The following is a 26264-nucleotide window of genomic DNA, read 5'->3' on the forward strand; positions in this document are numbered from 1 at the left end:
AGGCCAGGCATAGTCCCTGGTAAAGAGCATCAGGCAAAGCGGCGTCGGGTGGGCGCGGGTCAAAGCCCGGACGACCGAAACCTTTCGGCAAACGTGCCGCATCGCCGGCATCGTCCGTCCTGAGTGGGATTCGTCGATAACGATGGATGGGGCCCGGATCGCGGCGATCTCACGAGTCCGGATCGGCGGAATTCTCCCGCCCTGCCGACGACGACCCGGGCGTACCGGCTTCGGCGGCGACCTCCGCGAGCCGCCGCCGCAGGAACGCCCGTTCCGGTTCGTTGCCAACCAGGTCGAGCGCCTGACGGTACGCCGCAGCGGCCTCCCCGGCGCGACCCAGCCGACGCAGCAGGTCCGCCCGGGCAGCCGGCAGCAGGTGGTAGCCGGCCAGCCGGCCCTGCTCGTCGAGCGCGTCGAGCAGCCGCAACCCGGCGGCCGGACCGTCCCGGAACGCCACCGCCACCGCCCGGTTCAGTTCCACCAGCGGTGACGGCGCCAGCCGGGCCAGTACGTCGTAGAGCGCGACCACCTGCGGCCAGTCCGTACCGGCCACGTCGGCGGCCTCGCTGTGCAGCGCGGCGATCGCGGCCTGCACCGCGTACGGGCCGGGGCGGTTGGTCAGTGCGCCGGGCACGAGCCGCCGGCCCTCCTCGATCCGGTCACGGTCCCAGAGCGTGCGGTCCTGCTCGTCGAGGAGTACGAGGTCGCCCTCGGGGGTGCACCGGGCGGCCCGGCGGGCGTCGACCAGCAGCAGCAGGGCGAGCAGCCCGGTCACCTCCGGTTGCCGGGGCAGTAGCCGGTGCAGCAGCCGGGCCAGCCGGATCGCCTCGTCCGCCAGGTCGGCCCGGACGAGCTGGGGACCGCTGCTCGCCGCGTACCCCTCGGTGAAGATCAGGTAGATCACCCGGAGAACCTTGGGGAGCCGGGCCGGCAGTTCGGCGGCGTCCGGCACCCGGAACGGGATCCGGGCGGCCCGGATCTTCCGCTTCGCCCGGCCGATTCGCTGGGCCATCGTCGGCACCGGGACCAGGAACGCCCGGGCCACCTCGGTGGTGGTGAGTCCGGCCAGGCAGCGCAGGGTCAACGCGATCTGCGTCTCGCCGGGCAGCGCCGGGTGGCAGCAGGTGAAGAAGAGCGCCAGCCGCTCGTCCGGCAGGTCGCCGCCGTCGGCCGGCTGGGGTGCGGCCGGCTCGTGCCGGACGGCCTCGGCCTGGAGTACGGCCAGCCGGGCCGCGTAGGCGCGGTCCCGGCGCAGCCGGTCGACGGCCCGACGCCGGGCGGTGGTGAGCAGCCAGGCCGCCGGACGGGTCGGCACACCCTGCACGGGCCAGTGCAGCAGGGCCGCCTCGATCGCGTCCGAGGAGACCTCCTCGGCGAGGTCGAGGTCGCCGAAGTGCCGGACCAGGGTGGCGAGCAGTCGCCCGCGCTCCTCCCGGAAGACCTGCTCCAGAATGTCGGCGGTCGGCCGCTCGCCACCGGACACGGCTAGCCGTCCTGACCGCCGTCGACCGGGCCGCCCGGCCGGAGCCGGCCGCCGGACCGCCCGGCCACGGGCGCCGTCGTAGCGCCGGTCACGGCTGCTCGAACTCCATGACCGGTCGAATCTCGACCTTGCCGCGCAGGGCCCCGGGGCAGCGGGCGGCCCAGCCGATGGCGGCGTCCAGATCCGGCAGGTCGACCAGGTAGTAGCCGCCGAGGATCTCCCGGGTCTCGGCGAACGGTCCGTCGGTGACGGTCGGCTCGCCCTCCCCGCGGACCTGCACCGTCGTGGCGGTCTCGGTGCCCTGCAACGCCTGGCTGGCGAGCATGGCGCCCGCGTCGGCGAGCAGTTTGTCGTACGCCCAGTACGTGTCGATCTCCGCCTGGATCGCCTCTGGATCGGTCGGTTCCTGGGCCGGGTCGCCGTAGATCAGGAATATGTACTTCACGTCGATCTCCTCCGTCTTCGTTCCGTTCCGCCTGGATCCGGCTGCCGGTGTCAGCGGCTCGCTCCGGATCGGAGGGCAGCGGACTACTGCACAGCATGACGACGAACGGGCCCGCCGGAAACGACAGCCCGGCACCAACTTCCCGCCGACCTGCCCGAGCGGTTCGGTGGCGAGGTCGTGACCGAGCGGCGGGGCGTACCCGGGGCGGAGAATGGCGGGATGCGGATTGCGGTGACCGGCGGTGCCGGGACGGTCGGACGGTTCGTGGTCGACCACGCGTTGGCCGACGGGCACACGGTGGTGGAGATCGACCGGCCGTCGGCCCGGTACGTCAGCAGCGGTGTGCCGCCCGAACTGGTACGCCGGCCCGCCGACGTGACCGACTATCCGGCGCTGCTGCGGGCGCTGGACGGCTGCGAGGCGCTGGTGCACCTGGCGGCGTATCCGAAGCCGTGGGACGAGCCGGACCACGTGGTGCACAACGTCAACGTCACCGCCAGCTACAACGGGCTGCGGGCCGCCGTCGAACTCGGGATCACCCGGGTCTGTCTGGCCTCCAGCGTCAACGCCGTCGGCGGCGGCTACAGCCGGAAGCCGCGCTTCGACTACTTCCCGCTGGACGAGCGGCACCCCAGCTACAACGAGGACCCCTACAGCCTGTCGAAGTGGCTCGGCGAGGCGCAGGCGGACAGCTTCGCCCGCCGGTACGCGGAGCTGCGCATCGCCAGCCTGCGGCTGCACGCGGTGGTACCGACCCGGCCGAGCACCGAGCCCGGGTCGGGGAACTGGGCTCTGGCCGTCCGCGACCTGTGGGGGTACACCCTGGGCCGGCCGGCGGCCCGAGCCTGCCTGCTGGCGCTCACCGCCGACTTCACCGGCCACCAGGTCTGCTACGTGGTCGCCCCGGAGACCACCTCGGGCATCCCCAGTGAACAGCTGCGCCGCGAGCACTACCCGGACGTGCCGGTCCGCGGCGAGCTGCACGGGAACCAGGGCTTCTTCGACTGTACGAAGGCGGAGCGGCTGCTCGGCTGGCGCCACGACGGGTAGCCGGGGTGCCCGGCGACGGGCGCCACTCCGACAGTTCGACTTTCCTTGACAAGAAGACTTGTCGGTGGCAGGCTTGCCGCATGTTCGACATCGCAGTGATCGAGGATCCGGCGGCGGCCGAGGCGTCGCTCGACCCGATCCGGGCGCGGCTGCTGGCCGAGCTGGCCGAGCCGGCCTCGGCCACGATGCTCGCCGCCCGGGTCGGCCTGGCCCGGCAGAAGGTCAACTACCATCTCCGGGCACTTGAGCAGCACGGCCTGATCGAGCTGGTCGAGGAGCGCCGCAAGGGCAACGTCACCGAGCGGGTGATGCGGGCGACCGCGGCGTCCTACGTGATCTCCCCGGTGGCGCTCTCCGCCGTACGGCCCAATCCGAGCCAGTCCCCGGACCGGCTCTCGGCGCGGTGGCTGCTGGCGGTCGCGGCCCGGCTCGTCCAGGACGTCGGTGCACTGATCACCGGCGCGGACCGGGCCGAGAAGCGGGTCGCCACCTTCGCGATCGACGCCCAGGTGCGGTTCGCCTCGGCGGCCGACCGGGCCGCCTTCGCCGAGGAACTGGCCGGGACGGTCACCAGGCTCGTCAGCAGATACCACGACGAGTCCGCACCCGGCGGCCGCGACCACCGCGTGGTGGTCGCACTGCACCCGCACGTCCCGGCCGAACCGGAGAGCCCCGAACCCACCGGTTGACCGTGCCACCGGCCCGCGCTGGCACCTCTGCTGGCGGGCTGCGGCGACGCGCACCGGACAGACATCCCGACGAGGCCGGCACGGTCGGCCTGGTTCCGCACGTCAGCGAATTGGAGACTTCTACCGTGGGACACGAATTCGAGCTGCGCAAGGAAATCGAACTGGCCGGGACGCCGGACCAGGTCTGGGCGGCGATCGCCACCGGCCCCGGCATCGACTCCTGGTTCATGGGCCACACCGAGGTGGACCCGCGCGAAGGCGGCCGGAACACGTTCGCCATGGCCGGTCACACCGAGGAGTCGACGGTGACGGCCTGGGAGCCCGGCAAGCGGTTCGGGTACGGCACCGAACCCGGCCCGGACGGCACGTTCATGGCGATCGAATACCTGATCGAGGGGCGTGACCAGGGCAGTACGGTGCTGCACCTCGTGCAGAGCGGTGTGCTCGGCGACAACTGGGAGACCGAGTACGAGGCGATGCGGAACGGCTGGGACATGTACCTGGCCACCCTGGCCGCGTACGTGCGGTACTTCCCGGGCCGGCACGGCACCCAGGTCGCCGCGTTCCGGCCCGGTGCCGGCGAGCCGGACCAGGTGTGGGCGGCCGTGGCGGGGGCGTTCGGCATCACCGGCGCGATCACCGAGGGCGCACCGGCCCGGCTCACCCTCGACGGACTGCCGCCGATCGAGGGAGTCGTCGACATCACCGGCCTGCCCACCTATTTCGGGGTACGCACCGACGACGCGCTCTACCGGTTCCTGCACTCCGGCACCGACCGGGGCAGCGTGCTGGTCCTCGGCCACCACATCTTCGCCGACGACGTGGACCAGGCCCACGCCGAGCGGGTCTGGCAGGACTGGGCCGCCCAGCTTCCGATCCGCTGACCTGATCCCGACCACACCCGGTGTACGACCCCCGGAGACCGGATCGGGGTCGTACACCGGGTGGAGTACCGATTTCGACTCCGATCGGCAGACGTGCCACGGCACACCGGTTACCTAGCGTCGGGGCATGGCACAACGACGTCTGCGCTGGGTCGGGCTGGTCGTGGCACTGGTCGGGCTCACCTTCAACCTCGGCTGGTTCTTCGTCCCGCCGCACGTCTGGCTCGACGACCCCGGTCTGGTACCGATGCCCGAGGCGCTGCTCGGCTGGTGGGTGATCGCCATCGGCGTCGTACTCGTGCTCCGGAGCCTGCGGCCGCGGAGCCGGCGGTGACGGCGGTGACGGCGGAGCCGGCGGTGACGGCGCTGACGGCCACCCGGCGGAAGGTGCTCGGCTGGCTCGGCGCCGGCACCGGCCTGCTCGTCGCCCCGGCCGCCGGATACGCCGGCTACCTCTGGGCGGAGTCCGGGCGAAGCAACGTCGGTACGCTGTCGTTCCGCAACCGGCTGCCGATCCCACCGCTGCTGCCGCCCACCGCCGACGCCGACGGGCGCAAACGGTTCCGGCTCACCCTGGCGGCCGGCCGCACCGAACTGCTCCCCGGCACCAGCACCACCACCTGGGGCGCGAACGGGCCGATCCTCGGCCCGACGCTGCGGGCCCGGCGCGGTGACCGGGTAGCGGTCGACGTGACCAACAACCTGCCCGAGACCAGTTCGGTGCACTGGCACGGCATGCACCTGCCGGCGGTGATGGACGGCGGCCCGCACCAGCCGATCCAACCCGGCCGGACCTGGCAGCCGTACTGGACGGTCGAGCAGCGGGCGGCGACCCTCTGGTACCACCCGCACCTGCACCGGCGTACGGCGGCGCACGTCTACCGGGGTGTCGCCGGCCTGTTTCTCGTCGACGACGACGAGAGCGACGCGCTGCCGCTGCCCCGCCGGTACGGCGTCGACGACATCCCGCTGATCCTCCAGGACCGGAAGCTGCACGACGACGGCACGCTCGACGAGTCCGGGCTGGAGTTCGGCGGGTTCTCCATCACCGGCCTGCTCGGCGACCGGATCCTGGTCAACGGCGGCTACGACCCGTACCTGGCGGTCGACGCCGAGCTGGTCAGGTTCCGGCTGCTCAACGGCGCCAACGCCCGGGTCTTCTCCGTCGGGTTCGCCGACGACCGGGAATTCTCGCTGGTGGCCACCGACGCGGGGCTGCGGGACGCGCCGCTGCCGCTGCGCCGGCTGATGCTCTCGCCGGGTGAACGCGCCGAGATCGTCGTCCGGTTCCGCCCCGGGGAGGAGGTGCTGCTGCGCGGCTTCCCGGCGCCGATGGGCGGCAACGCGCTGATCCGGCGACTGGCCGGCGGTGCCGACACCTTCGACCTGCTGAAGATCATCGCGGCCCCGGCCCTGCGGCCGTCGCCCGCGCTGCCGCCCCGGCTGGCCGCCGCGCCGCCGGTGCCCGCACCGACCAGGGCCGAGCCGACCAGGGCCGAGCCGTACCGGATGACGATGGGGGACTTCCGGTTCGACGAGCGGGTGATGGATCCGACCCGGATCGACCGGGTGGTCCGGGCCGGTTCGGTGGAGACCTGGGAGATCGGCAACACCGGCGGGATCCCGCACAACTTCCACGTGCACGGCGCGGCGTTCCACCTGCTCGACGTGGACGGCCGGCCGCCGGCACCGCAACTGGCCGGGGAGAAGGACACCGTGTACGTGCCGCCGGGCGGCCGGGTCCGGCTCGCCGTACGCTTCCTGGCGCATTCCGACGTACGGGCGCCGTACATGTTCCACTGCCATCTGCTCGCCCACGAGGACGCCGGCATGATGGGACAATTCATCGTCGTCTCGGCCCGGGACGAACCCCGGGTGCCGGCCGACCTCGCCGGCACACATCCGGGGCACGGGAAGTGAGGTCCGATGCGCCGGTTGGACGTGCTGCTCGCGCTGGTCAGCGCCGTCGCCATCACGCTCGCGACCGAGGTGGCCGGTGAGCCGTCCAGCCGGGACTCCACGGTCGCCGCCGCCGCCCTCGGGGTGACGACCGGCGGGCTACTGCTGTTCCGGCGCCGGCATCCGGTGCTGGTGCTGGTGCTCTCGCTGGTCGCCATCATGGGCTACAACCTGACCGACTTTCCCAGCGTCTCGCCGATCTGGCCGCTGCTGCTCCCGCTCTACACGGTCGCCCGGGCGGGGCAGCCGTTGATCGGGGCGGCGGTCGGAGTCTCGACCCTGCTGATCTCCACCGGCTGGGTGATGAATGCCGGTGTCGAACCGCTCCGGCTGCTCGACGGGGCACTGCGGGAGGCCGCCATGCTGGCCCTGGCCCTGGTCGCCGGCATCGCGTTCCGCACCGCCGAGCTGTACGCCGGGGAGGCCGAAGCCCGGCTTGCCGCCGAGCAGGCGGAGCGGGCCCGGGAGTCGGCCCGGCTCGTCCTCGCCGAACGGATCCGGATCGCCCGCGAACTGCACGACGTCACCGCGCACACCGTCGCGGTGGTCGGGATCCAGCTCAACCTGGCCCGGGAACTCCTCGGGCGGGACCCGGACGCCGCACGGGACCTGCTGGACGGCGCCCGTCAGGTCAACGTGGACGCGATCGACGAACTGCACCGGGCGGTACGCCTGCTGCGCGAGCCCGGCGCCGCGACCGCGCCGGAGCTGCGCTCCCCGCCGGACGAGACGCAGCTCGGCACGCTGCTCGAACGGGCGGCCGAGGCCGGCCTGACCACGGCGTTCGAGCGCGAGGGGGAGCCCCGGCCGCTGCCGCCGACGGTCGGGCTGACCCTGTACCGGATCGCCCAGGAGTCCGTCACCAACGTGCTACGGCACGCGGACGCCCGCTCGGTGACGTTGACCCTCCGGTACGCCCCGGACGGCGTCGGCCTCGACATCCGCGACGACGGCACCGGCTCGGACGTCGGTTTCGACGGCACCGGCGGTGGTTCCGCATCGGCACCCACCGTCGGACACGGCCTGACCGGGATGCGGGAACGGGCGACCGGACTGGGCGGCACCCTGCACGCCGGTCCGCTGCCCGACGGCGGGTACGCGGTCAGCGCCTGGTTGCCCCGGACGGTCGCCGCCACCGGCGGCGGGACGTCGGTCGATGCTGACGGTCGGAGCCGGATGGTCGACCCGGACCGGGCGGCGGAGGTCAAGCCGGTGCGGGTGGCGGGGGTCGACTCCGAGCGGGTGGCGGGGGCGACCGGGGAGCCGGGCGGGATGCGACGATGACGATCCGGGTGCTGCTCGCCGACGACCAGCCGCTCGTCCGGGCGGGACTGCGTGGCCTGCTCGGCCTGGACGGCGACATCGAGGTGGTGGCGGAGGCTGCCGACGGTGCGGAGGCGCTGAGACTGGTCCGGCAGATCCGACCGGACGTCGCGCTGCTGGACATCCGCATGCCGGGGCTGGACGGTCTGACCGCCACCGCGCGGATCACCGCGGATCCGGCCACCGCCGGGGTACGGATCATCGTGCTGACCACGTACGAGATCGACGAGTACATCTTCTCCGCGTTGCAGGCCGGGGCGAGCGGCTTCCTGGCCAAAACTGTCAACCGGGAGGAGCTGTGTCACGCGGTCCGGGTCGTCGCGGCCGGCGAGGCGCTGCTGAGCCCGAGCGTGACCCGGCGGGTGATCGAGGAGTTCGGCCGGCGGCCAGGACCGCCTGCGGATGCGGCGGAGCGGCTCGCCGGGTTGACCGAGCGGGAACGCGAGGTGCTGGTACTGGTGGCGGGCGGGCTGAGCAACGCCGAGATCGGCCGGACGCTGCGGATGAGCCCGCTGACCGCGAAGACCCACGTCAGCCGGACCATCACCAAGCTGGGTGTCCGGGACCGCGCCCAGCTGGTGATGCTGGCGTACGAGTCGGGGCTGGTCGCGCCCGGCGGAGCCGCCGGCTGAGTCGCCGTCGATGTGGGTTTGCCGGCGTCCCGGGCCGGTGGGGTCACCGGCGTCCGTCGGCGTCGGGGGCCGGGGCGGTGTCAGGGCCGGTCGACGGGGTGACCCAGAGGCGGTCGGCGTTGCCCTGCCGGACGGCCTCCTCGTAGGCGCTGACCTTGTTGCTGATCAGTTCGAGGCAGTCGTGGAGTTCGGCGATCCGGTTCAGTACCCGCTGCCGGTGCGCCCGGAGCAGTTCGAGGCGCTCGGCCTCGTTGCCCGGGCCCTCGCCGACCAGTTCGGCGAGTCGGCGGATCGTGGCCAGCGGCATTCCGGAGGCCCGGAACTTCGTACAGTTGTCGAGCCACTGCACGTCCCATTCGCTGTAGACGCGACGGCCGCCGCTGCTACGGCGTGGCCGCGAGGCCAGCAGCCCTTCCCGCTCGTACAGCCGGAGGGTGTGCACGCTCAGGCCGGTGCGTTCGGCCACCTGCCCGATGCTGAATTCCACAGGAGTGTCGAGCATGGCCCGGAGCATACGCGCGCGTTGACCTAGACCACGGTCTAGCGAATAGCTTCGCTCGCATGGCAGTGACAGCAGGCAATTGGCATCAAGGTTTCGATGTCCGGGGCGTGATCGGGGCCAGGATAGGAGCTGGGGGGACGGCCGAGTTTGGTGCGCGGAGTACCGCCGAGGAGGTGGTGCGGGGGATCGACCTCTCCGGCCGGCTCGCGCTCGTCACCGGCGGGTACTCCGGACTCGGCCGGGAGGCGACGGCCGCGCTCGCCCGCGCGGGTGCCCAGGTGGTCGTACCCGCGCGGCGACCGGCGGTGGCCCGCGCCGCGCTGACCGGGATCGACGGGGTGGAGGTGGACGAACTCGACCTGGCCGACCTGGGCAGCGTACGGGCCTTCGCGGACCGGTTCCTGGCCTCCGGCAGGGGCATCGACATCATGATGAACAACGCCGGCATCATGGCCTGCCCCGAGACCCGGGTCGGCCCGGGCTGGGAGGCGCAGTTCGGCGTCAACCACCTCGGGCACTACGCGCTGGTCAACCATTTGTGGCCGGCGATCAGGCGGGGTGGGGGAGCCCGGGTCGTGGTGCTCACCTCACGGGCCCAGCACCCGGCGGCGATCCGCTGGTCCGATCCGCACTTCAGCCGGGGCTACGACAAGTGGCAGGCATACGCCCAGGCGAAGCGGGCGAACGTGCTGTTCGCGGAACGGCTCGACACGCTCGGCCGGGAGGTGGGGGTACGGGCGTTCTCGGTGCACCCCGGTCACATCCTCACCCCGCTCCAGCGGCACCTGAGCCGGCAGGAGATGGTCACCGCCGGGTGGGTGGACAAGGACGGCAACCTGTTGGACGCCGAATTCAAGACACCGGAGCAGGGAGCGGCGACCCAGGTCTGGGCGGCCACCTCCCCCCGGCTCGCCGGAACCGGCGGGCGGTACTGCGAGGACTGTGCCGTCGTCGACCAGGAGCTGGACGCGGACGGGGCGGCGCGGTTGTGGGTACTGTCGGCCGAGTTGACCGGCGTCGACGCGTTCGGGACCCGGTCTTGACCTTGGCGCATCTTGAGGGCTCGCTCCGTACCGGTGGGCAGGCGGTGGCTCAGGGGTGCGCGGATCGTCCGGCGCATCATCGGAGACTTGTCCGCCTGCCCCTCGGGCGACCCTCGCCTGTCCGGACCGCTTGATGTCGGGTACGCCTGGCGTGGCGTACCCGACGTGGACGGGGTCGTCGACGGCACGGCCAGTGTTGATCGGGTGCAAGCTCCCTGCGGTACGCTGACAGCCGCCGCCAGGTCGCCTGGCGTCGCCCGCCCTCGTAGCTCAGGGGATAGAGCAACGGTTTCCTAAACCGTGTGTCGCAGGTTCGAATCCTGCCGGGGGCACCAGCACGGGGCCCTGAGTTGCCCCCGAACCCCCCGCAAGCACCTAGACGATCGCATCGGCTGGGTTGTCTGCGGCGACGACGGTCCAGGACATCAGCATTTCGACCCCACCACCGCACGGCGGCTGGCCGGGGTACTGACCATCGTCTCCCTGCGGCTACGGCACCCGTGAGGTCTACTTGTCGTCTGGGTCGAGGCCGAGCATGACGTAGGGCGTGCCCTCGCCGAACAGGAGCTTGTGACCTTCGGTGCCTTCGGCGGCAGCCTCGGTGCTGCGCGGAAACATGGCCTGCTCGTAGGCGGCGATGGCGGCTTCGACGTCGTCGGGGTGGGCGGCGATTGCCTTGGCGAGTTCGGAGCCGTCGTACATGGTCAGGTTGGCGCCCTCGCCGTTCGGGGCCGTGAGGTGGGCGGCGTCGCCGAGCAGGGTCACTCCCGGCACCCGATCCCACCGGTGTCCGATCGGCAGGGTGTAGAGGGGGCGCAGGACCGGCGGAGTGTCGCTGTGGGTGATCAGCGCGGTGAGCTCGGGGGCCCACCCCTCGAACTCCTGCGCGATCCGTGCGGCGGCTGCGGCGGCATCGGTGAAGTCGATGGTGGCGAACCAGGACTGCGGCGCGGTGACGAACACGTAGTTGTGCAGGGTGCCGCCCCTCTCGCGGTGCGCCAGAAGGCCCTTTCCCGGCGCGAGGGCGTACATCGCTCCCTGGCCGACCGCCTTCGCGGTGGTCGGGTGCCGGCGCTCGCTGTCGAACAGGTGGGTTTCGATGGCCGACATGCCGGTGTACTCGGGGGTGGCGTCGGACAACAGCGACCGGACCCGTGACCAGGCGCCGTCCGCGCCGACCAGCAGGCTGGTGACAATTGTGGTGCCGTCATCGAAGGTCACCTCATGGCGGCCTTCGCCGAGGGGAGCCACGCCGCTGACCCGGTTGCCCCACTTGACGCTGCCGGCAGGGAGGGAGTCGAGCAGGATCCGGCGCAGGTCGCCGCGGAGGATCTCGGGGCGCCCGCCCGTGCCGTCGTCGGGCTGGTCGGCCAGGACGGTCCCGTCGGGGAGGAGGAACCGGCTCGCCTGGCGGCCCGCCAGGACGAGACTGCGGAACTCCTCGATCAGGCCGGCCTCCTGCAGAGCCAGTTGGCCGTTGTAGTCGTGGATGTCGAGCAAGCCGCCCTGGGTGCGCGAGGTCGGGGAAGTCTCTCCCTCGTAGACCGTTGCCGGGATGCCGTGAACGTGCAGGACGCGGGCCAGCATGAGGCCGCCGAGGCCGGCGCCGATGATCGTGACGGGAGTGGACATGGTGCACCTCCAGGGTCAAGCGCGCGCGACGACGGACGCCGGGTCGAGGCGTACCCCTTAGTCTCTTCACGAAGCTTACCCGGTCTCTTTACCAGGTAAGCTTACCCAGTAAAGTTAACACGTCGAGGAGTCGCTGCACATGCCCAATCGAGGTGACCGTGGTGGGTCGAAGACCCGGGCGCACATCGCTGACGTCGCGACCGGGCTGTTCCTGGATCGTGGCTTCGACAACGTCACGCTGGTCGAGGTCGCCCGCGCGGCGGGGGTGTCGAAGATGACCGTTCTCACACACTTCGATCGGAAAGAGGACCTTCTGCTCGACCGTCTTCCCGACGTGGTCGAGATCGCGCGGGCCACCGTCCGCGAGCGGGCGGACGATGTCGGCCCTGTCGAAGCGATCCGTCGGACCCTCCTCGCCCTCACCGAGGAACGGCACGGCCTGTCCGTGCTGGAGGAGGGGATCGAACCGTTCATGCGGGTCGTCATGGAGGCGCCGACGGTGATCGCACGCCTTCGCGTGTTCGAGCACGAGATCGAGGCGGCGCTGGCCGAGGAACTCGAATCCGACAAGCGCTTCTCCGGGGACAGCGCGCTCATCGCCGCGCTCGTGGTCGCCGCCTACCGCGTCGTCGCCGTCGCGACCGTCCGACGCCGGCTCGCCGGCGATGACCTCGCCGACATCGCGACGGCCCATCGACAACGATTGAACCAAGCGTTCGACGCGATCGAACACGGCATCTCGGCCGCACCCCGACCCATAGCTCGGCTATGACCCCGGATTCGCTCAGGGGCTGCTACTCCACTCCGTGGCCACGCATCCCTGCCTCAGCAGGCGCCGCGAAGCTCCTCCCACATCGCCCGGGTCATCTCGTACTCGACCTCGCCGAGGTCGGCTCCCGGTGGCGGGGCATCCCAGGTGGGGAAGTAGGTGCGGACGTAGCGCATACCGACGGCGTTCATCACGCCTTGGGACCCGACGTTCACGGTCATGGTCTGCGCGATCACCCGGTGCTGCCCGACGACGTCGAAGGCGTGCCGCAGCAAGGCGCGGGATGCCTCGCTGGCCAGCCCTTTCCGCCAGTACCGGCGGACGAGGCGGTAGCCCAGGTCGGCAACGGTCGGGTCGTCGGGTTGGTCGGGGCCGTGCGCCGGTGGAAGCATCATGAGTCCGACGAAATCGCCCTCGTCCTCACCTGTCGGCGACGTGGAGTCACGCGCGCCGCCGTCAGACCCGAACGCCATCCAAAATCCCAAGCCGTCCACCTTGCGTGCCAGCGCCATCCTCTGCGCGTGGGACGCGACCACCTCGTCCCTGGAGCGCGCCCGGCCACCGAGGTAGCGAAGCACCTCCGGGTCGGAGTCGAGCTGGATCTCCAGCTCGAGATGCCGGTCGACAAGGGGGACCAGCAGCAGGCGGTCGGTGCGCAAGATCGGTTGAGGCACGCGGCAACGATTCCATCATGTGGCCAGCAACGCGACCCGATTTAACGTAGGTCACGCGCGTCCACCGATCGCGACAAGCGTCCACCGATCGCAACAAATTGCGTCTGACCGTCCGTGGCTTGTCTTCCTGCCGACACGGCTGGTGCGACCAGAAGACACTGGGGGAACGAGATTCCGCCTGTGGTTGCAGGTCGGCAATGACTGCGCTTACCGCCGGCTGGTTGGTTCTGAATTCACCCTACCTGGGTGGCCATCGCCGCAGTCGTTCGATGTGGCGTCGCGTCGGCGGTGATGGTGAACGGGTGGCGCAATCGACGCATCGCCACCTCACCGCAGTCGGATACCCGAGGCGCGGGCTTCTCTTCCGCTGCGGTGGACGGAGCGAGAAACTGTGCCGCGCCGTAGGCGACAGCAGGGGTCGGGCCCGGGAAACGCGGGACGCCGGCAACCGGGTGCCGGTCGTCGCTGAATCCGCCGGAGACCGGCCTCGGGTGTGTGTTGGGTGTGCGCGGTGACGTGGTGATCACGGTTGTGCGATGCCTTCCTCGAACGGCACGTCGCAACGAAGGCAGGGGCCGCAGGCCACGGGACATCGCAAGAACGAACCTGGACAAATGATCGGGCTGAAACGCCGAACGGTGGCCCGCTGAACCAGTCGGGCCGCCGCGGTCGAAGCGTGGATCAGAGCGAACGGATATCCGTCGCCTGCAGGCCCTTCGGCCCCTGGGTGATGTCGAACTCCACCCGCTGGTTCTCCTCAAGGCTGCGGAAGCCGCTCGCCGAGATCGCCGAGAAATGGGCGAAAACGTCGGCGCCGCCGTCGTCCTGGCTGATGAAGCCGAAGCCCTTGTCGCCGTTGAACCACTTCACGGTACCTGTAGCCATGTCTGCTCCTTCGCAGGCTGTTGGAGACCGCACTGTGCGGACTCGCACGCCGCCGCGTTGATCACCCGCGTCGGAAACGACACGAAAACGAAAAGCGCCCGATGGGTTTGGATAACCCATCAGGCGCCGAAACGTCTACGGAAATCAAAACTGCAACCGGGTAACCATAGCACACAATCTCTCCCTCGCCGCCGGACCCATGCGCGCGGCTCGCTCACAGCACCGCGCCGCGAGGCGCAACCTCGATCGCTGCGACGCCTCGGCCGTAGAGTACGACGAGCCGATCACCGTGTGTCGTGTGCAGCACTCCCGAATCCTGCGCCAGGGTCGAGATCGCGTGTTCCACCAGCTCGTCCTCGTCGGAGACCTCCGGTTTGTCGTACGTGATGTCCATGCGGTCGCCGCCGATGAGCCGGACGCGTAGCACCGTGGTTGCCATGTCCTAGAAGCTAGTCGAGTGGGGAAGCCAGGGGCAGTGCCGAGGGGAGCCACCTTCGCCGGGATTCAGCCCCCGAGCTGGCGGCGGCACCGCCGCGGGTGGTGCGGGTAGGATGGGTGGTGGATCAGTCCGTCAACATCGTTGGCGGGCCAGCGCCTACCGGGCGTGCTGCCCAGGTCTCGGCAGTGTCCACGGGACAACCTCCAGGTTTGAGGGCCGAGCGTTGGCAGACCATCCGATCGCCATCGACACTTCAGTGTGCTGACGGGCAACGCCGCGTCCGTTGCCGGCGGCGACCAGCGACGGCGTGCGGCAAATCGTCGTGCGCGAAGACATGCCGCGCGTCCAGTGGCTGGTCATCCCCTTCGGGCGGCCCTTCGGAAGACCCTCGGTCCAGGCACAACGCTCCGGCGTCCGTCAGTGATCCTGCCCGGGGCTTGCGGCGCGACTGCGGCAGGTGGGCGCCGACCTGCCTGGCCGAACGAGCAACACCCACACCACAGGAGAAGGACATGACCTTCGTGTTAGCCCCGCCCGCGGTCTCGCCGGCACCCTTGCGCCAGCCCACCAAGACCCTCCGGGAAAAAGGGGCAGACAGTTTTCACGCCGTGCTCGCCGGGGTCCTGGCCGCCGGGCTCGAGGATGCTCTCGAAGCGGGTGACCACCCGAGAGCGATCAGCTTCATCAACCGCGGCTTCGCGGAAGGAAGTCCGCAGCTTGGCTGCGACCTTCTCTGCCGGGCCATTTCGGTTGTCGGGACAGCCCGGACCTGGACCGTGCAGCTCGCGCCCCTGCGGTCACGGTAGCTGCCCCGGTCAGAAGGTCCGTTGCGCCACGAATCGCTGCCACGCGTCTACCGCCCGGCCTTCCGCGACGCATCTGCCGGCGTACGGCCTACCTGACCGGGCCGGAGGGCCCGACACGGTGCCGGTGATTCGCGTACGCACCAGGTCACCTACCTGTCGCCGGCCAGCGGATCGGGGCGCCGACAACGGTGACGCCCCGATCCCCGACCTCCCGACCGGTACGTGGCGGAGCCCGGTCCACCACCGCTATCCAGGTCCCGTCACCGGCAACGCCACACCACAGCCTGGATCTTGCCCTTCGCATCGTCCGACTGTCCGGCGATGACCCGCCCGTCGTCGCTCAACGTGCTCGCGATGGTGGCGAGCCCGCCCGGCGGTTGGCCGGCGAGGTCCGGCAGGACCACCGTGGCGGTGTCGGTGCGGAGTACCGCACGGCCCTGCCGGTTCGTGCCGACCTGCCAGCCGTGCGCGTTCGTCGTCTCGGCTCCGAAGCGCAGTTCGGCGAAGACCCGCACCTCGCCGGTGCGGACGTTCCACCGGACCGCCCGAGCCACGCCTGCCTCGCCGGTGTCGCCGGTGTCGCCGGCACCCTGCAACCCGATCGCCGCTGTCTCGACGCTCGCCACGCCGGCCGCCCAGCCGTTGCGGACACTGAAAACGCTCGCGCTCACCGCCGGCTTGCCGTCGAGGGTCGGCATCGGCAGCGGGCGGTGGGTGCCGTCCGGGAACCAGACGTACGGTACGACCGGCGCGATCCCCGCCGCAGACGGCGCAGCTGTCCCGGCCACCGACATGGTGCCCACCACCGTGCCGTCCTCGTCGATGTCCCGGGCCGTCGCCTTCGACGCGCCGGGCGGCAGCGGCAGCCGGCTCGGCTCGGCGGTCGCCGATGGCCAGACCAGCGCGGCGTCGCTGGAGTCGTCGCCGGCGATTGCTCCGGCGTTGTTGATCGCGTAGGCCGACCCGCGCCGTACGCCGGGCAGCTTGGACACCTTGCCGTCGTGGTAGACGTACGGGACCGGGCCGGTGTCCGCCTCGCCGTCACCCGCGAAGCTCCAGCCGACCGCCGTGCCCGTCGAGTTGACGTCCTGCAACGACTCTTCCAGGTCGCCGGGGAGCATCACCTTGTCGGCCCTGCCGTCGTGCCAGATGACCGCCTGGTAGCCGCCGGCCCCCGGATACGAGCGTCCGACGAGGTACCGGCCGGTGGGGTCGGCGCCGGAGACCAGTGCCGCCGGGGCGTTGTCCGGCGTGGGTAGCCGGTCGAGCGTGCAACTGCCGGGCGGGGTTGCCGCCGGTACGCTCCAGCCGGCGGTGCCGGGAGCCGCGTACGGGGCGGCGACAGCGGTGCCGGAGGTACCGGTCGCCGTGGTCTGTGCCGCGGGGGAGTGCCGGAGCGCTCCCGTCGCGACGGACGCACCGGCGAGGGCGAGCGCGGTCACCGCGGCGGCACCGGTGTACCCGATGCCGCGACGGACACGGCGGCGCCGCCGCCCGTCGGCGATCGCACGCCGGACGTCCACGCTGGACGGACCCGGCGGCTCCCCGTCCAGCGACATCAGCAGGTCAGTATCGTTCGACATGTCGACTCCTCAGTTCAGGGCGGGATGACGTACGAACCCCCGCTCGTCGAGCAGGCGTCGCAGCGTCGCCAACCCTCGGGAGGTCTGGCTCTTGACGGTGCCGGACGAGCAGCCGAGCATTCTGGCCACCTCGTCGACCGGCAGGTCGTAGAAGAACCGCAGCACCAGTACGGCCCGCTGCCGGCGGGGCACCCGGGCCAGCTCCGCCCGGATGACCTGACGGTCCTCGATGCCGTGCTCCTGCGCCGGCTCGGGCTCCGGCACCTTCTGGAACAGCCGGACCCGGGCCCAGGCCAGCCGCCGTTCGTCCAGGTACGTCCGCACCAGCATGGTCCGGACGTACGCGTCGAGATGGTCGGCCGCCTGCGCGCGCTTCCACTTCACGTACAGCGTGGTGATGGTCTGCTGGACCAGGTCGTCAGCGCGGTGCTCGTCTCCGACCAGGAGGTACGCCAGCCGTCGCAGCGCGGGAATCCGCCCCGTGACGTAGTCGACGTACTCCCGCTCCGAGGCATCCCGCATCGTCCGTTCCCCTCCGTTGGGTCATCCCCCCTCAGACGGGTGCGGATGGCCACCCGGTTGTCCGGCCGACGAATATGCCCGGGTGATTTTCCGCATCCACCCGGCCGGGCAACCCCGCGACGGTCCGAACCCTTCTAAGGGACGTGAATCTCTCGATGGATGGTGTGTGGCTGCGCAGGCGCAGGCGCCAACTTACGGTCGGGCTACCCACCGTGGCAGTGTTGCTGGCGGCGTCCGGAGCGGCCCTTCCCGGCACCGCGGACGCAGGCCAGGGCGGTACCCGGGACGCGGCGACCCTCGGCACCCCGGCCTCGCTGCTGGCGGCCGGGCGGACGTACACGGTGACGCTGTTGACCGGGGATGTGGTGACCGTCCGGGGCACCTCGTCGGGCTGTCCCACGGTGAGCGTGCGCCCCGCCGAGCCGAGCGGCGTACTGACCCGCAGTTGCGGCCCGGACGGGCACGTACGGGTGGTACCGGCCCGGGTCGCCCCGCTGCTCGACACGGTGCTGGACCCGGCGCTGTTCGACGTGACCACGTTGATCCTCAACGGCTACGACGACGCCCGTACCCGGGAACTGCCGCTGATCGTCCGTCCCGGCGGGCAGGCCCGGCAGGCGAAGGCCGACCCCCTGGTCGCCGGCCTCAGCGGGCTCCGGGAGCTGCCGAGCATCGCGGCGGTCTCGGGCCGGCGCTCGAAGGCGGCGAGCGCGGCGTTCGTCAGGTCGCTGGCCGCCACCCGCCCGGCCGCGCTCCGCTCGTCCGACTCGTCGCCGAAGGTGTGGCTGGACCGGCGGGTGCGGGCGACCGTCACCGCCCCGGCGACCGCGAACGGAACCGGCACAGCCACCGCGAACGGCACCGGCACCGCGACCGCGAACGCCCCCGTGAACGGGCGGTGGGACCGGAATCTGCGCCAGATCGCCGCGCCGCAGGCGTGGGACGCCGGCTACACCGGCAAGGGCACCCGGGTCGCGGTGCTGGACAGCGGGATCGACGCCACCCACCCGGACCTCGCGGGACAGGTCGCGGAGAAGAAGGACTTCACGGCCGACGGCGGTGACGCGGGCGACCGCCTCGGCCACGGCACCCACGTGGCGGCCACGATCGCGGGTACCGGCGCGGCCTCGAACGGTGCCCGGCGGGGCGTGGCGCCCGACGCGCGCCTCGTCGTCGGCAAGGTCCTCGACGACAACGGCGAAGGCACCGACTCACAGGTGATCGCCGGAATGGAGTGGGCGGCGAGCCGTGCCGACGTGGTGAACATGAGCCTCGGCGGCTGGGAGCCGAGCGACGGCACCGACCCGATGTCGCTCGCGCTCGACACCCTCACCACGCGGACCGGGGCGCTCTTCGTGGTCGCGGCCGGCAACTCCGGACCGCTCTACGGTACGGTCGCCGCACCGGCTGCCGCCGCCAGCGCGCTCACGGTGGGCGCGGTGGACGGCGACGACGTACTCGCCGACTTCTCCAGCCGGGGGCCGCTGGTCAACACCGGTGCCGCCAAGCCTGAACTGGTCGCGCCGGGCGTGGACATCGTCGCCGCCCGGGCCGCCGGGACCACCCTGGGCCGGCTGCTCGACCCGCAGTACGTCTTCATGTCCGGTACCTCGATGGCCGCCCCGCACGTCGCCGGAGCGGCCGCCGTACTGGCCCAGCGCCACCCCGGATGGAGCGGCGGGCGGCTCAAGGCGGCGCTGACCGGTGCGACCGTCCCGGTCACCGACGGCGACACCTACACCAGCGGCAGCGGGCGGCTCGACGTGGTCCGGCCACTGTCCGGAGTGGTCAGCGCCGAGCCGGTGGTCAACCTCGGCACCTTCGGCCATCCGCAGTCCGGTACGACCGAGGCGAAGCTGTCCTGGGCCAACACCGGGACCGGCCCGACCACGGTCGACCTCTCCGTGGCGGTCGCCGACCAGAACGGTGTCGCCGCGCCGGCCGGTGCCGCCGTGCTCTCCGCCCGTCAGCTGAACCTCGCCGCGGGGGCGAGTGGCGGCGTCACGCTGCGCGTGGACCGCGCCGCGTTCGCGGCCCGGCCCGGTCGCTACACCGCGGTGGTCACGGCCGGCACCGGCGGCCGGGTGGCATCGCGTACGCCGGTGACCTTCCACGTGGAGGCACCCAGCCACGACCTCACCGTCGAGACGACCGCCATCCCCGGTGCGCCGGACGGGGCGTCGGGGTGGGCCACGGTGGTGGTGGTCAACCTCGACGACCAGGCCCGCTACACCCAGGTCGACGGCGGTGAACCCGGTGCCACGCTGACCTTCCGGGTGCCCGCCGGCCGGTACAGCGTGATGGCGACTTTCATGTCCTGGTCACCCGAGGACGAGCGTGCGGTCCTGGCCGGCGACCCGGATTTGACGGTCGCGGGCGACACGTCGCTGCGACTCGACCTGACCAGGGCCCGCCCGGTTTCGGCGACCGTGGACGGCGTCGCCACCGAGGCGGCCTCGCTCGGCCTGACCTATCTCCAGTACCCCCGGCGGGGCGTCGGTTGGTACGACTTCGCCTTCGCCTGGGGCGAGGCGGCCAGGGCCGGGAACGTGTCGGCGGTACCGAACGACGGGACCGGCATCGGGACGTTCGACGCGTACGCGGCCTTCGGCCTGGTCGCGCCGGGCGGCGGGCAGAGTCCCTATCTCTACGACCTGATCCACCGGTTCGACAACCGCATCCCGGACAACCCCGTCTACCGGGTCGACGCTGCCGAGCAGGCCACCCTGGCCCGGATCGACCAGCGCTTCCACAGGCTGGACCGCCCGGACTCGGCCACCGGGCACAAGCGGTACGGCTTCGGCCCGGAGGGGGTGTACATCGCCGAGACCTACACCGAGTCGCTCTCCGGCGACCGCGTCGACTACGTCTCACCCGGCCTCGACTGGCTGGACGAGGCGTTCTGGGACGGGATCGTCACCCAGGAGGCGCCGAGGCGGTACGCGCCGGGCAGCCGGCAGTCGAAGGTCTGGGTCCGGCAGCCGCTGCGCTCCGACTGGTACGACGAGCCGGCGGTCTCGCCGAGCGCCTGCGCGCCCCGGGCACCGAGCCGTACCAGTGGCAACCTGCACATCGAGGTCGTCACGCTGACCGACCAGCACGGGCGGTTCGACTGCCTCGCCGACGGTTGGGACCTCGACATCCCGCGTACGCTCACCCTGCAACGTGACGGGCGGACCGTGGGCCAGGTCAACGGCTCGATCGCCGACTTCACGGTGCCACGGCAGGCCGCCGACTACCGGCTGAGTTACGACATCGACGCCAGCGCCGCCCTGCCGGTCTCCAGCCGGGTCAGCACCTCCTGGACCTTCCGGTCCAGCGGGCCGTCCGGCACCGGGAGCGTGCCCCTGCCGCTGCTGGCGGTCGACTACGAGCTGCCGCTGGACGGGGCGAACCGGCCGATCGCGTCCGGCACGGCGACCTTCACCGTCCGCCAGGCACACGGCGTGCCGGCACAGGCCATCACCGCCTTCACCCTCGCCGCCTCCCTGGACAGCGGCGCCACCTGGCAGTCCGTCCGGGCCGACCGGTCGGGCGACGGCAGCTACCGGGCCCAACTGCCGCAGCCCGCCGCCGGCCAGACGGTGTCGTTGCGGGTGACGGCGCAGGGCAGGGCCGGTAGCGGCATCGAGCAGACCATCCTGGACGCCTACCGGGCCGGATGATCCTTCCGGTACCAACAGCCGAGGCCCGCGGACAGCAGTTGTCCGCGGGCCTCGGGCCGGGCGAGGTGGTGCCTGGTCAGGACTCGCGGTTGAAGAGCCGCTTCGACCAGAGGTACCCGCCGAGCGCGATGGCGGCGCACCAGGCCAGGGCGATCCAGGCGTTGTTCCCGATCGGCCCGCCCAGCAGCAGGCCGCGCAGGGTTTCGATGATCGGCGTGAACGGCTGGTACTCGGCGAACCAGCGCAGCCCGGCCGGCATGGAGTCGGTGGGGACGAAGCCGCTGCCGAGGAAGGGCAGCAGCACGAGCGGCATGGGCAGGTTGCTCGCGGTCTCGACGGACTTGCTCACCTGGCCGAGCGCGACGGACAGCCACACGAGTGCGAAGGTCACCGCCAGCAGGAAGCCGGCCGCGGCCAGCCAGCCGCCCAGCCCGGCGGTGGGCCGGAAGCCGACCAGTACCGCCACGCCGATCACGACCGCCAGGCTGAACACCGTCTGGATCATGCTGCCCAGGACGTGTCCGGTCAGTACCGAGACCCGGGCGATGTGCATGGTGCGAAACCGGGTGATGATGCCCTCGGTCATGTCCATGGCGATCGAGATCGCGGTTCCCTGGACCGTGGCGGTCACGGTCATCAGGATGATCGCCGGGGCCACGTAGTTGGCGTACGCGGCCCGCCCGCCGGCCGAGCCGCTCACCGCCCCGCCGAGTCCGGCGCCCAGCGTGCCGCCGAGTACGTAGACGAAGAGCAGCAGGAAGACGACGGGCATCCCGACGAGCATCAGGGTCATCGACGGGTACCGGAGCATGCGCCTGAGGTTGCGGCGCAGCATCGTCGCCGAGTCGCGCAGCGGATGGAGCCGGAGACTCGCCGGGGCGGGGCCGGCGAGGGCGGGGGTACTCATCGAGCGGTCACCTTCTCGTTCGTGGGGTTGCCGGTGAGGGCGAGGAAGACGTCGTCGAGGTCGGGAGTGTGCACGGAGAGTTCGTCGACCTCGACGGCCCGGTCGTCGAGCCGGCCGATCAGGGTCTTCAGCGAGCGCAGGCTGCCGTCGCTGGGCACCCGCAGGGCGAGCGCGTCGGCCTCGCGTGCGGCCTGACCCAGTACGCCCAGCGCGGCATCCAGGTTCTGCGGGTCGGCGAAGCGCAGCCGAACGTGTCCACCGGGGATGCGCCGCTTCAGTTCCTCCGCGGTTCCCTCGGCGACCACCCGACCGTGGTCGAGGACGGCGATCCGGTCGGCCAGTTCGTCGGCTTCCTCCAGGTACTGGGTGGTCAGGAAGATGGTGACGCCGCTGGCCACCAGGTCCCGGACGATCTGCCACATGTTCCGGCGGCTGCGCGGGTCCAGCCCGGTGGTCGGCTCGTCGAGGAAGATCACTTGTGGGTTGCCGACCAGGGTCATCGCCAGGTCGAGCCGTCGCCGCATCCCTCCGGAGTAGGTCGCCGCCGGTTTCCGGCCCGCGTCGGTCAGGTCGAACTGTTCGAGGAGTTGGGCGCTGCGTCGCCGGCCCTCGCCCCGGCCGAGGTGGTGCAGATCCGCCATCAGCAGCAGGTTCTCCTCACCGGTGAGCAGGTTGTCCACCGCCGAGAACTGCCCGGTGACGCCGATCGCGGCGCGTACCGCGTCCGGCTCGCGGGCGAGGTCGTGCCCGGCGACCGATGCGGCACCGGCGTCGGCGTGCAGCAGGGTGGACAGAATCTTGACCGTGGTGGTCTTTCCGGCACCGTTCGCGCCGAGCAGCGAGAAGACCGTTCCCCGTCGTACGTTCAGGTCGAGACCGTCGAGCACGACGTGGTCGCCGAAGGACTTGCGTAGTCCGGTCGCGACGATCGCCGGCCGGGATTGCCTGCTGGTCATGGTTTCCTCTCTCTGGGGCCAGAGGTGGATCAGGAGCGGTGGACGGTGATGTCGCCGTAGGAGGTGCGGCCGCGCACCTGCACGGTCTCGTCGGTCTCGCCCGGGCGGGTGGTCTGCTCCATCAGGTTGCGCACCTGCCCGAATCCGGTGTTCACCTCCAGCCAGGCGGCGGTGCCCTCGGCGACGCCGACCTCCAGGTCGCCCATGGCGGTCTCGAGTACGACCGAGCCGCGGACCACCTCGCCGAGCCGGATGGTGCCGTTGGAGGACTTCGCGTCGACGCCGGCACCGGCCCGCTCGATCCGGATGTCACCGTTGGCCGCGCGCACCCGTACGTCGCCGGTGACCGAGTCGACCGTGGTCTCGCCGTTCGAGTTCTTGATCACTGCGGTGCCCTCGATCTCGCCGATCCGGACCTTGCCGGAGCCGGTGGAGATCTCGGCGTTGCCGGTGATGCCGTCGGCGGTTACGTGACCGGCCGCCGTCTCCAGCCGGAGCGGGCCGGTTCGTTCGAGCCAGACGTTCCCGGCGGAGGTCTTGACCCGGCACTCCCCGAGTCGGCCGGCACAGCGGATGTCGCCGACCTGCATCTCGGCGGAGATCTGCGAACCGCTGGGCAGGGCGATCGAGACGTCGACCGACCTGGACCTGCGGGAGAAGTCGAAGGGACGCGACTTCGGGCCGATCACCCGGAGTATCCCGTTGGTGTAGTCGACGCGTACCTGTGCGGCGGCCTTCACGTCCGACTCGTCGGCCTCGTCGGTCGGGCGGACCTCGACCACGGTGTCGGTCCGGTCGCTGGCGGTGATCCGCACGGCGCCGACGCCGAGTTCGAGCGTGACGGAGATCGATTCGGGCGTCTCGAAATTAGGCATGGTTGTCCCCACATCGTCGGTAGCTGAGTCGTCCCCGCAGGTCGGGGGACGTGGAAGGAAGGAGAAGCGTGGTGTGGCTAGCGCACCCAGCCGCTGAAGCGCTGCTGGGTCCGTTTCCCGCTGGTGTGTGTCTCGGGCCGCGGGGCGCGGTCGGAGCGTTGCAGGCCGGTGGCGGCCGCCCGGACCAGCCAGGCGTTGACCGAGCGGCCCTCCTTGGCCGCCGCCTCCTCGATCGCGGCCTTGAGCTGCTCCGGCAGGCGTACGTTGATCCGCGCGGCGGGACCTTCCTCGGCGATCAGCGGGTCGGTCTCCGGGCCGCCGTCTACCGGTGCCGTGACGTCCTTGGCGGCGGACTCGAGTGGCTCGGCGGGTGGCGGGGTCACGACGAAGCTCGGATCGCGTCCGCGCAGCCGCAGCTCCACCGAGCCGGGCGCCAGGTCCCGGGTGATCTCGTCGGCGGCGGCCGAGAGCGCGTCCAGCAGCGTCATCCGGATCGCCGATTCGAGCGAACCGGTCAGGCGCTCGACCAGCACCCGCGACTCCTCGCCGCCGGCTTCGGCGAGCGTGGCGAACTCACGTCCGAGGTTGCTCACGTACGAGGTCAAATCCATGGTGCCATCATGGCACACGGATGGCACCACTGCCTAGCCATCTTGGCTCAGTCTGGTGCCATGCGTGGTGCCATTCGATGTGTCGAGCCGGATAAGCGCAGCTCAGAGCCCCTATTACTCAGTCGAGGGCGGCGCGCAGCCGGTCGTACGTCGGGGCGAGTTCCCGGAGTGCGGCGGCCGCCGCCGGAAGATCCCCGACCACCATCGGGTACTGCATCGAGCCCACCAGCCGGGCCTGGAGCGCGGCGATCCCGGCAGCGTCGGCATACCCGGCCCGCAGCAGGCAGTCGGCGGTGTCGCTCAGCCGCCGCGCCCCGACCCGGATCGCGAAGTAGACCAGGTGCTCCCGCAGCCCACCGCCCGCACCCGCCTCGATCAGCTCGGCGACCCGCTCCGCCGCCTCGCCGTTGCCGAGACTGCCGGGCGGCATCGCCACCTCGGGCTCCATGGCGAGCCGCTTGATCGCGATCGGGACGATCGACCGGATCGCCTCGGCGTCGGGCACCTCCGCGACCTGCCGGAAGTCGGTACGCATCGTGTACGGGTCGCCGTAGTCCACCGTCTCGGCCCGCCACGCGGCCAGGAAGTCCCCGACCGGCACCTGGGCGTACGGGTAGCCGTGCGGGTCGTGCACGAGCACCCGGTCGTCGACCACGTCGAGGACGACCACGTAGTGATCGACGCCGATCGGCCCGGTCATCTCCGGATGGTGCCGCAGGTGACCCATCTCCAGCGGGCCGACCCAGACCGGCCCCGTCGCAGCCGCCCCGGCGAGCCGGGCCAGCGCCTCGTCGGCGGTACCGCCCCGGCTGACCGTCGACCGCCAGCCGATCGCCGTCAGCGCCTGGTCGAAGCCGAGGTCGGGTTTCCAGCCGTACGCGTCGAAGAACACCGTCCGACCGCCGATCAGTTGCATGCCGAACGGGCCACCGGTGGCGACCTCGATGACGGCGGTCGACGGGGCCCGCTCGCCGAGCAGCATCGCGAACGAGTTGGCGTAGCAGTACGGGCCGCTGCCGACATAGCGGGTGTGGCGCACGGGGAGCCCTTTCGTTGGGGACGGGACCGGAAAATCGGAGGCGAGACTAGGCAGTGACCGGGTACGCGACGTCGAAGAGCGCGTCCGTGCCCGGATGGATCTCGTACGGGTGGCCGACGCAGGTGAGCCCCGGACGCGCGTCGGTCCACGCCTCCACCGCGTCGTACACCCGCAGGATCAGCGGAAAGTCCTGGTATTCCGCCGGTACCGGCAGGTACGCCTCGGTGTGCGCGGGCACCAGGCGGATGTAGAGGTCGTCGGTGGGTTCGACACTTCCGTCGTACGGGACCGCCACCTCGACGGGTCCCTCGCTGTCCGGAGTGACGAGGTCCTGGAAGTACACGAGGGTCGGGCCGCCGTCGGTCAGCCCCGAACGTCGCAGGTGCGCGCGGATGTCGTGCCCGGCCGTCCGGACGAGGTCGTCCAGCACCCGGGTGTCGACGTGGCGGCTCCGGCAGAGGACCTTCGTCGCCGGCACCTCCCGCAGCGCGACGGCGTCGACCAGTGCGGCGTCCCCGCCGTACCACTGCATCGCCGCCACCGCCGCGGTCCGCTCGTCGAGCAGCGTGCGCTGGCCGCGCAGCCAGCCGCGCAGCTCGACCGCCCGGGCCTCGGGGGCGAGGTCGGCGAGCTGGCCGATCCGGGCCAGCGGCAGCCCGAGCCGACGCAGCCGGGCGATCAGCCGGGCCCGGGGCAGCTGGTCCCGGCTGTAGTAGCGGTAACCGGTGGCCGGATCGACGCTGGCGGGCCGGAGCAGACCCTGCTCGGCGTAGAGGCGCAGGGCCTTCGGCGACAGCCGCCCGGCCGCGCCGAACTCGCCGGCCCGCAGGTACTTTCGCTGCACGCCCCGAAGTCTGCGCCGCGCCCCTGGGGCGAGGTCAAGGCGCGAGC

Annotated in this window: 26 protein-coding genes and 1 tRNA gene; 12 read left to right on the top strand and 15 right to left on the bottom strand. The window is 71.5% G+C overall.

The window, feature by feature from the left end; translation table 11 throughout:
• Positions 1 to 169: 169 nt before the first annotated feature.
• Positions 170 to 1483, bottom strand: a complete 1314-nt coding sequence (locus V1634_RS01515; RefSeq protein WP_331205893.1) for an RNA polymerase sigma factor — start codon at positions 1481 to 1483, stop codon at positions 170 to 172.
• Positions 1484 to 1571: 88 nt separating this feature from the next.
• A complete protein-coding gene (locus tag V1634_RS01520) occupies positions 1572 to 1928 on the bottom strand; it encodes a YciI family protein (protein ID WP_331205894.1) in 357 nt (118 codons plus the stop codon).
• Between the two features lie 177 nt (positions 1929 to 2105).
• Between V1634_RS01520 and V1634_RS01525 the strand changes: the two genes are divergently transcribed.
• The 7 genes from V1634_RS01525 to V1634_RS01555 all read left to right on the top strand — a co-directional run bounded on the left by V1634_RS01525 (position 2106) and on the right by V1634_RS01555 (position 8465).
• Complete coding sequence (locus tag V1634_RS01525; protein WP_331205895.1) at positions 2106 to 2978, top strand: NAD-dependent epimerase/dehydratase family protein; 873 nt, start codon at positions 2106 to 2108, stop codon at positions 2976 to 2978.
• A gap of 80 nt (positions 2979 to 3058) precedes the next feature.
• Positions 3059 to 3667: an ArsR/SmtB family transcription factor gene (locus V1634_RS01530; RefSeq protein ID WP_331205896.1), complete on the top strand. Its 609-nt coding sequence runs from the start codon at positions 3059 to 3061 to the stop codon at positions 3665 to 3667.
• A gap of 125 nt (positions 3668 to 3792) precedes the next feature.
• On the top strand, positions 3793 to 4551 hold the full coding sequence (locus V1634_RS01535) for an SRPBCC family protein (protein ID WP_331205897.1): 759 nt from the start codon (positions 3793 to 3795) through the stop codon (positions 4549 to 4551).
• Positions 4552 to 4678: 127 nt separating this feature from the next.
• A complete protein-coding gene (locus V1634_RS01540) occupies positions 4679 to 4885 on the top strand; it encodes a hypothetical protein (protein WP_331205898.1) in 207 nt (68 codons plus the stop codon).
• The gene (locus tag V1634_RS01545) at positions 4882 to 6471 is read left to right on the top strand and encodes a multicopper oxidase family protein (protein ID WP_331205899.1); all 1590 of its coding nucleotides are present in this window, start codon (positions 4882 to 4884) and stop codon (positions 6469 to 6471) included. Before V1634_RS01540 ends, V1634_RS01545 begins: the two co-directional genes overlap by 4 nt.
• Before the next feature lie 6 nt (positions 6472 to 6477).
• The gene (locus tag V1634_RS01550) at positions 6478 to 7794 is read left to right on the top strand and encodes a sensor histidine kinase (RefSeq protein WP_331205900.1); all 1317 of its coding nucleotides are present in this window, start codon (positions 6478 to 6480) and stop codon (positions 7792 to 7794) included.
• Entirely contained in the window at positions 7791 to 8465 is a 675-nt protein-coding gene (locus V1634_RS01555; protein WP_331205901.1) for a response regulator transcription factor, read from the top strand. The genes V1634_RS01550 and V1634_RS01555 overlap by 4 nt, the downstream gene beginning before the upstream one ends.
• A gap of 43 nt (positions 8466 to 8508) precedes the next feature.
• Here the strand turns inward: V1634_RS01555 and V1634_RS01560 are convergent, their stop codons facing one another.
• Positions 8509 to 8967, bottom strand: a complete 459-nt coding sequence (locus V1634_RS01560) for a MerR family transcriptional regulator (RefSeq protein ID WP_331205902.1) — start codon at positions 8965 to 8967, stop codon at positions 8509 to 8511.
• A gap of 107 nt (positions 8968 to 9074) precedes the next feature.
• On the opposite strand from V1634_RS01560, the gene V1634_RS01565 reads away from it, so the two are divergent.
• Together V1634_RS01565 and V1634_RS01570 are read left to right on the top strand one after the other, a co-directional pair.
• Positions 9075 to 10010, top strand: a complete 936-nt coding sequence (locus V1634_RS01565) for an oxidoreductase (protein WP_331206105.1) — start codon at positions 9075 to 9077, stop codon at positions 10008 to 10010.
• Between the two features lie 259 nt (positions 10011 to 10269).
• Positions 10270 to 10345: transfer RNA gene (locus V1634_RS01570), tRNA-Arg, on the top strand.
• A 172-nt stretch (positions 10346 to 10517) separates the two neighbouring features.
• Here the strand turns inward: V1634_RS01570 and V1634_RS01575 are convergent.
• Complete coding sequence (locus tag V1634_RS01575; protein WP_331205903.1) at positions 10518 to 11642, bottom strand: FAD-dependent oxidoreductase; 1125 nt, start codon at positions 11640 to 11642, stop codon at positions 10518 to 10520.
• Between the two features lie 139 nt (positions 11643 to 11781).
• On the opposite strand from V1634_RS01575, the gene V1634_RS01580 reads away from it, so the two are divergent.
• Complete coding sequence (locus tag V1634_RS01580) at positions 11782 to 12414, top strand: TetR/AcrR family transcriptional regulator (RefSeq protein ID WP_331205904.1); 633 nt, start codon at positions 11782 to 11784, stop codon at positions 12412 to 12414.
• A 53-nt stretch (positions 12415 to 12467) separates the two neighbouring features.
• On the opposite strand, the gene V1634_RS01585 is transcribed toward V1634_RS01580, so the two are convergent.
• From V1634_RS01585 to V1634_RS01595, 3 genes are all read right to left on the bottom strand, one after another.
• On the bottom strand, positions 12468 to 13085 hold the full coding sequence (locus V1634_RS01585; protein ID WP_331205905.1) for a GNAT family N-acetyltransferase: 618 nt from the start codon (positions 13083 to 13085) through the stop codon (positions 12468 to 12470).
• A 681-nt stretch (positions 13086 to 13766) separates the two neighbouring features.
• On the bottom strand, positions 13767 to 13970 hold the full coding sequence (locus V1634_RS01590) for a cold-shock protein (protein WP_331205906.1): 204 nt from the start codon (positions 13968 to 13970) through the stop codon (positions 13767 to 13769).
• Positions 13971 to 14184: 214 nt separating this feature from the next.
• Entirely contained in the window at positions 14185 to 14409 is a 225-nt protein-coding gene (locus V1634_RS01595) for a hypothetical protein (protein ID WP_331205907.1), read from the bottom strand.
• A 512-nt stretch (positions 14410 to 14921) separates the two neighbouring features.
• Between V1634_RS01595 and V1634_RS01600 the strand changes: the two genes are divergently transcribed.
• A complete protein-coding gene (locus tag V1634_RS01600) occupies positions 14922 to 15215 on the top strand; it encodes a hypothetical protein (RefSeq protein WP_331205908.1) in 294 nt (97 codons plus the stop codon).
• A 260-nt stretch (positions 15216 to 15475) separates the two neighbouring features.
• On the opposite strand, the gene V1634_RS01605 is transcribed toward V1634_RS01600, so the two are convergent.
• Both V1634_RS01605 and V1634_RS01610 read right to left on the bottom strand, forming a co-directional pair.
• On the bottom strand, positions 15476 to 16798 hold the full coding sequence (locus V1634_RS01605; protein ID WP_331205909.1) for a hypothetical protein: 1323 nt from the start codon (positions 16796 to 16798) through the stop codon (positions 15476 to 15478).
• A gap of 9 nt (positions 16799 to 16807) precedes the next feature.
• Entirely contained in the window at positions 16808 to 17320 is a 513-nt protein-coding gene (locus V1634_RS01610) for a SigE family RNA polymerase sigma factor (protein ID WP_331205910.1), read from the bottom strand.
• 212 nt (positions 17321 to 17532) lie between these two features.
• Between V1634_RS01610 and V1634_RS01615 the strand changes: the two genes are divergently transcribed.
• On the top strand, positions 17533 to 20985 hold the full coding sequence (locus tag V1634_RS01615; RefSeq protein WP_331205911.1) for a S8 family serine peptidase: 3453 nt from the start codon (positions 17533 to 17535) through the stop codon (positions 20983 to 20985).
• Positions 20986 to 21061: 76 nt separating this feature from the next.
• Here the strand turns inward: V1634_RS01615 and V1634_RS01620 are convergent, their stop codons facing one another.
• From V1634_RS01620 to V1634_RS01645, 6 genes are all read right to left on the bottom strand, one after another.
• On the bottom strand, positions 21062 to 21892 hold the full coding sequence (locus tag V1634_RS01620) for an ABC transporter permease (RefSeq protein ID WP_331205912.1): 831 nt from the start codon (positions 21890 to 21892) through the stop codon (positions 21062 to 21064).
• Positions 21889 to 22848, bottom strand: a complete 960-nt coding sequence (locus tag V1634_RS01625) for an ATP-binding cassette domain-containing protein (RefSeq protein ID WP_331205913.1) — start codon at positions 22846 to 22848, stop codon at positions 21889 to 21891. The genes V1634_RS01620 and V1634_RS01625 overlap by 4 nt, the downstream gene beginning before the upstream one ends.
• 29 nt (positions 22849 to 22877) lie before the next feature.
• Complete coding sequence (locus tag V1634_RS01630; RefSeq protein WP_331205914.1) at positions 22878 to 23723, bottom strand: DUF4097 family beta strand repeat-containing protein; 846 nt, start codon at positions 23721 to 23723, stop codon at positions 22878 to 22880.
• Positions 23724 to 23800: 77 nt separating this feature from the next.
• Positions 23801 to 24334: a YlcI/YnfO family protein gene (locus V1634_RS01635; protein WP_331205915.1), complete on the bottom strand. Its 534-nt coding sequence runs from the start codon at positions 24332 to 24334 to the stop codon at positions 23801 to 23803.
• Between the two features lie 118 nt (positions 24335 to 24452).
• Entirely contained in the window at positions 24453 to 25373 is a 921-nt protein-coding gene (locus tag V1634_RS01640) for a hypothetical protein (protein ID WP_331205916.1), read from the bottom strand.
• A gap of 46 nt (positions 25374 to 25419) precedes the next feature.
• The gene (locus V1634_RS01645) at positions 25420 to 26217 is read right to left on the bottom strand and encodes a MerR family transcriptional regulator (RefSeq protein ID WP_331205917.1); all 798 of its coding nucleotides are present in this window, start codon (positions 26215 to 26217) and stop codon (positions 25420 to 25422) included.
• Between the last annotated feature and the right edge of the window lie 47 nt (positions 26218 to 26264).

Source organism: Plantactinospora veratri (assembly GCF_036421995.1).
Classification (GTDB): domain Bacteria; phylum Actinomycetota; class Actinomycetes; order Mycobacteriales; family Micromonosporaceae; genus Plantactinospora; species Plantactinospora veratri.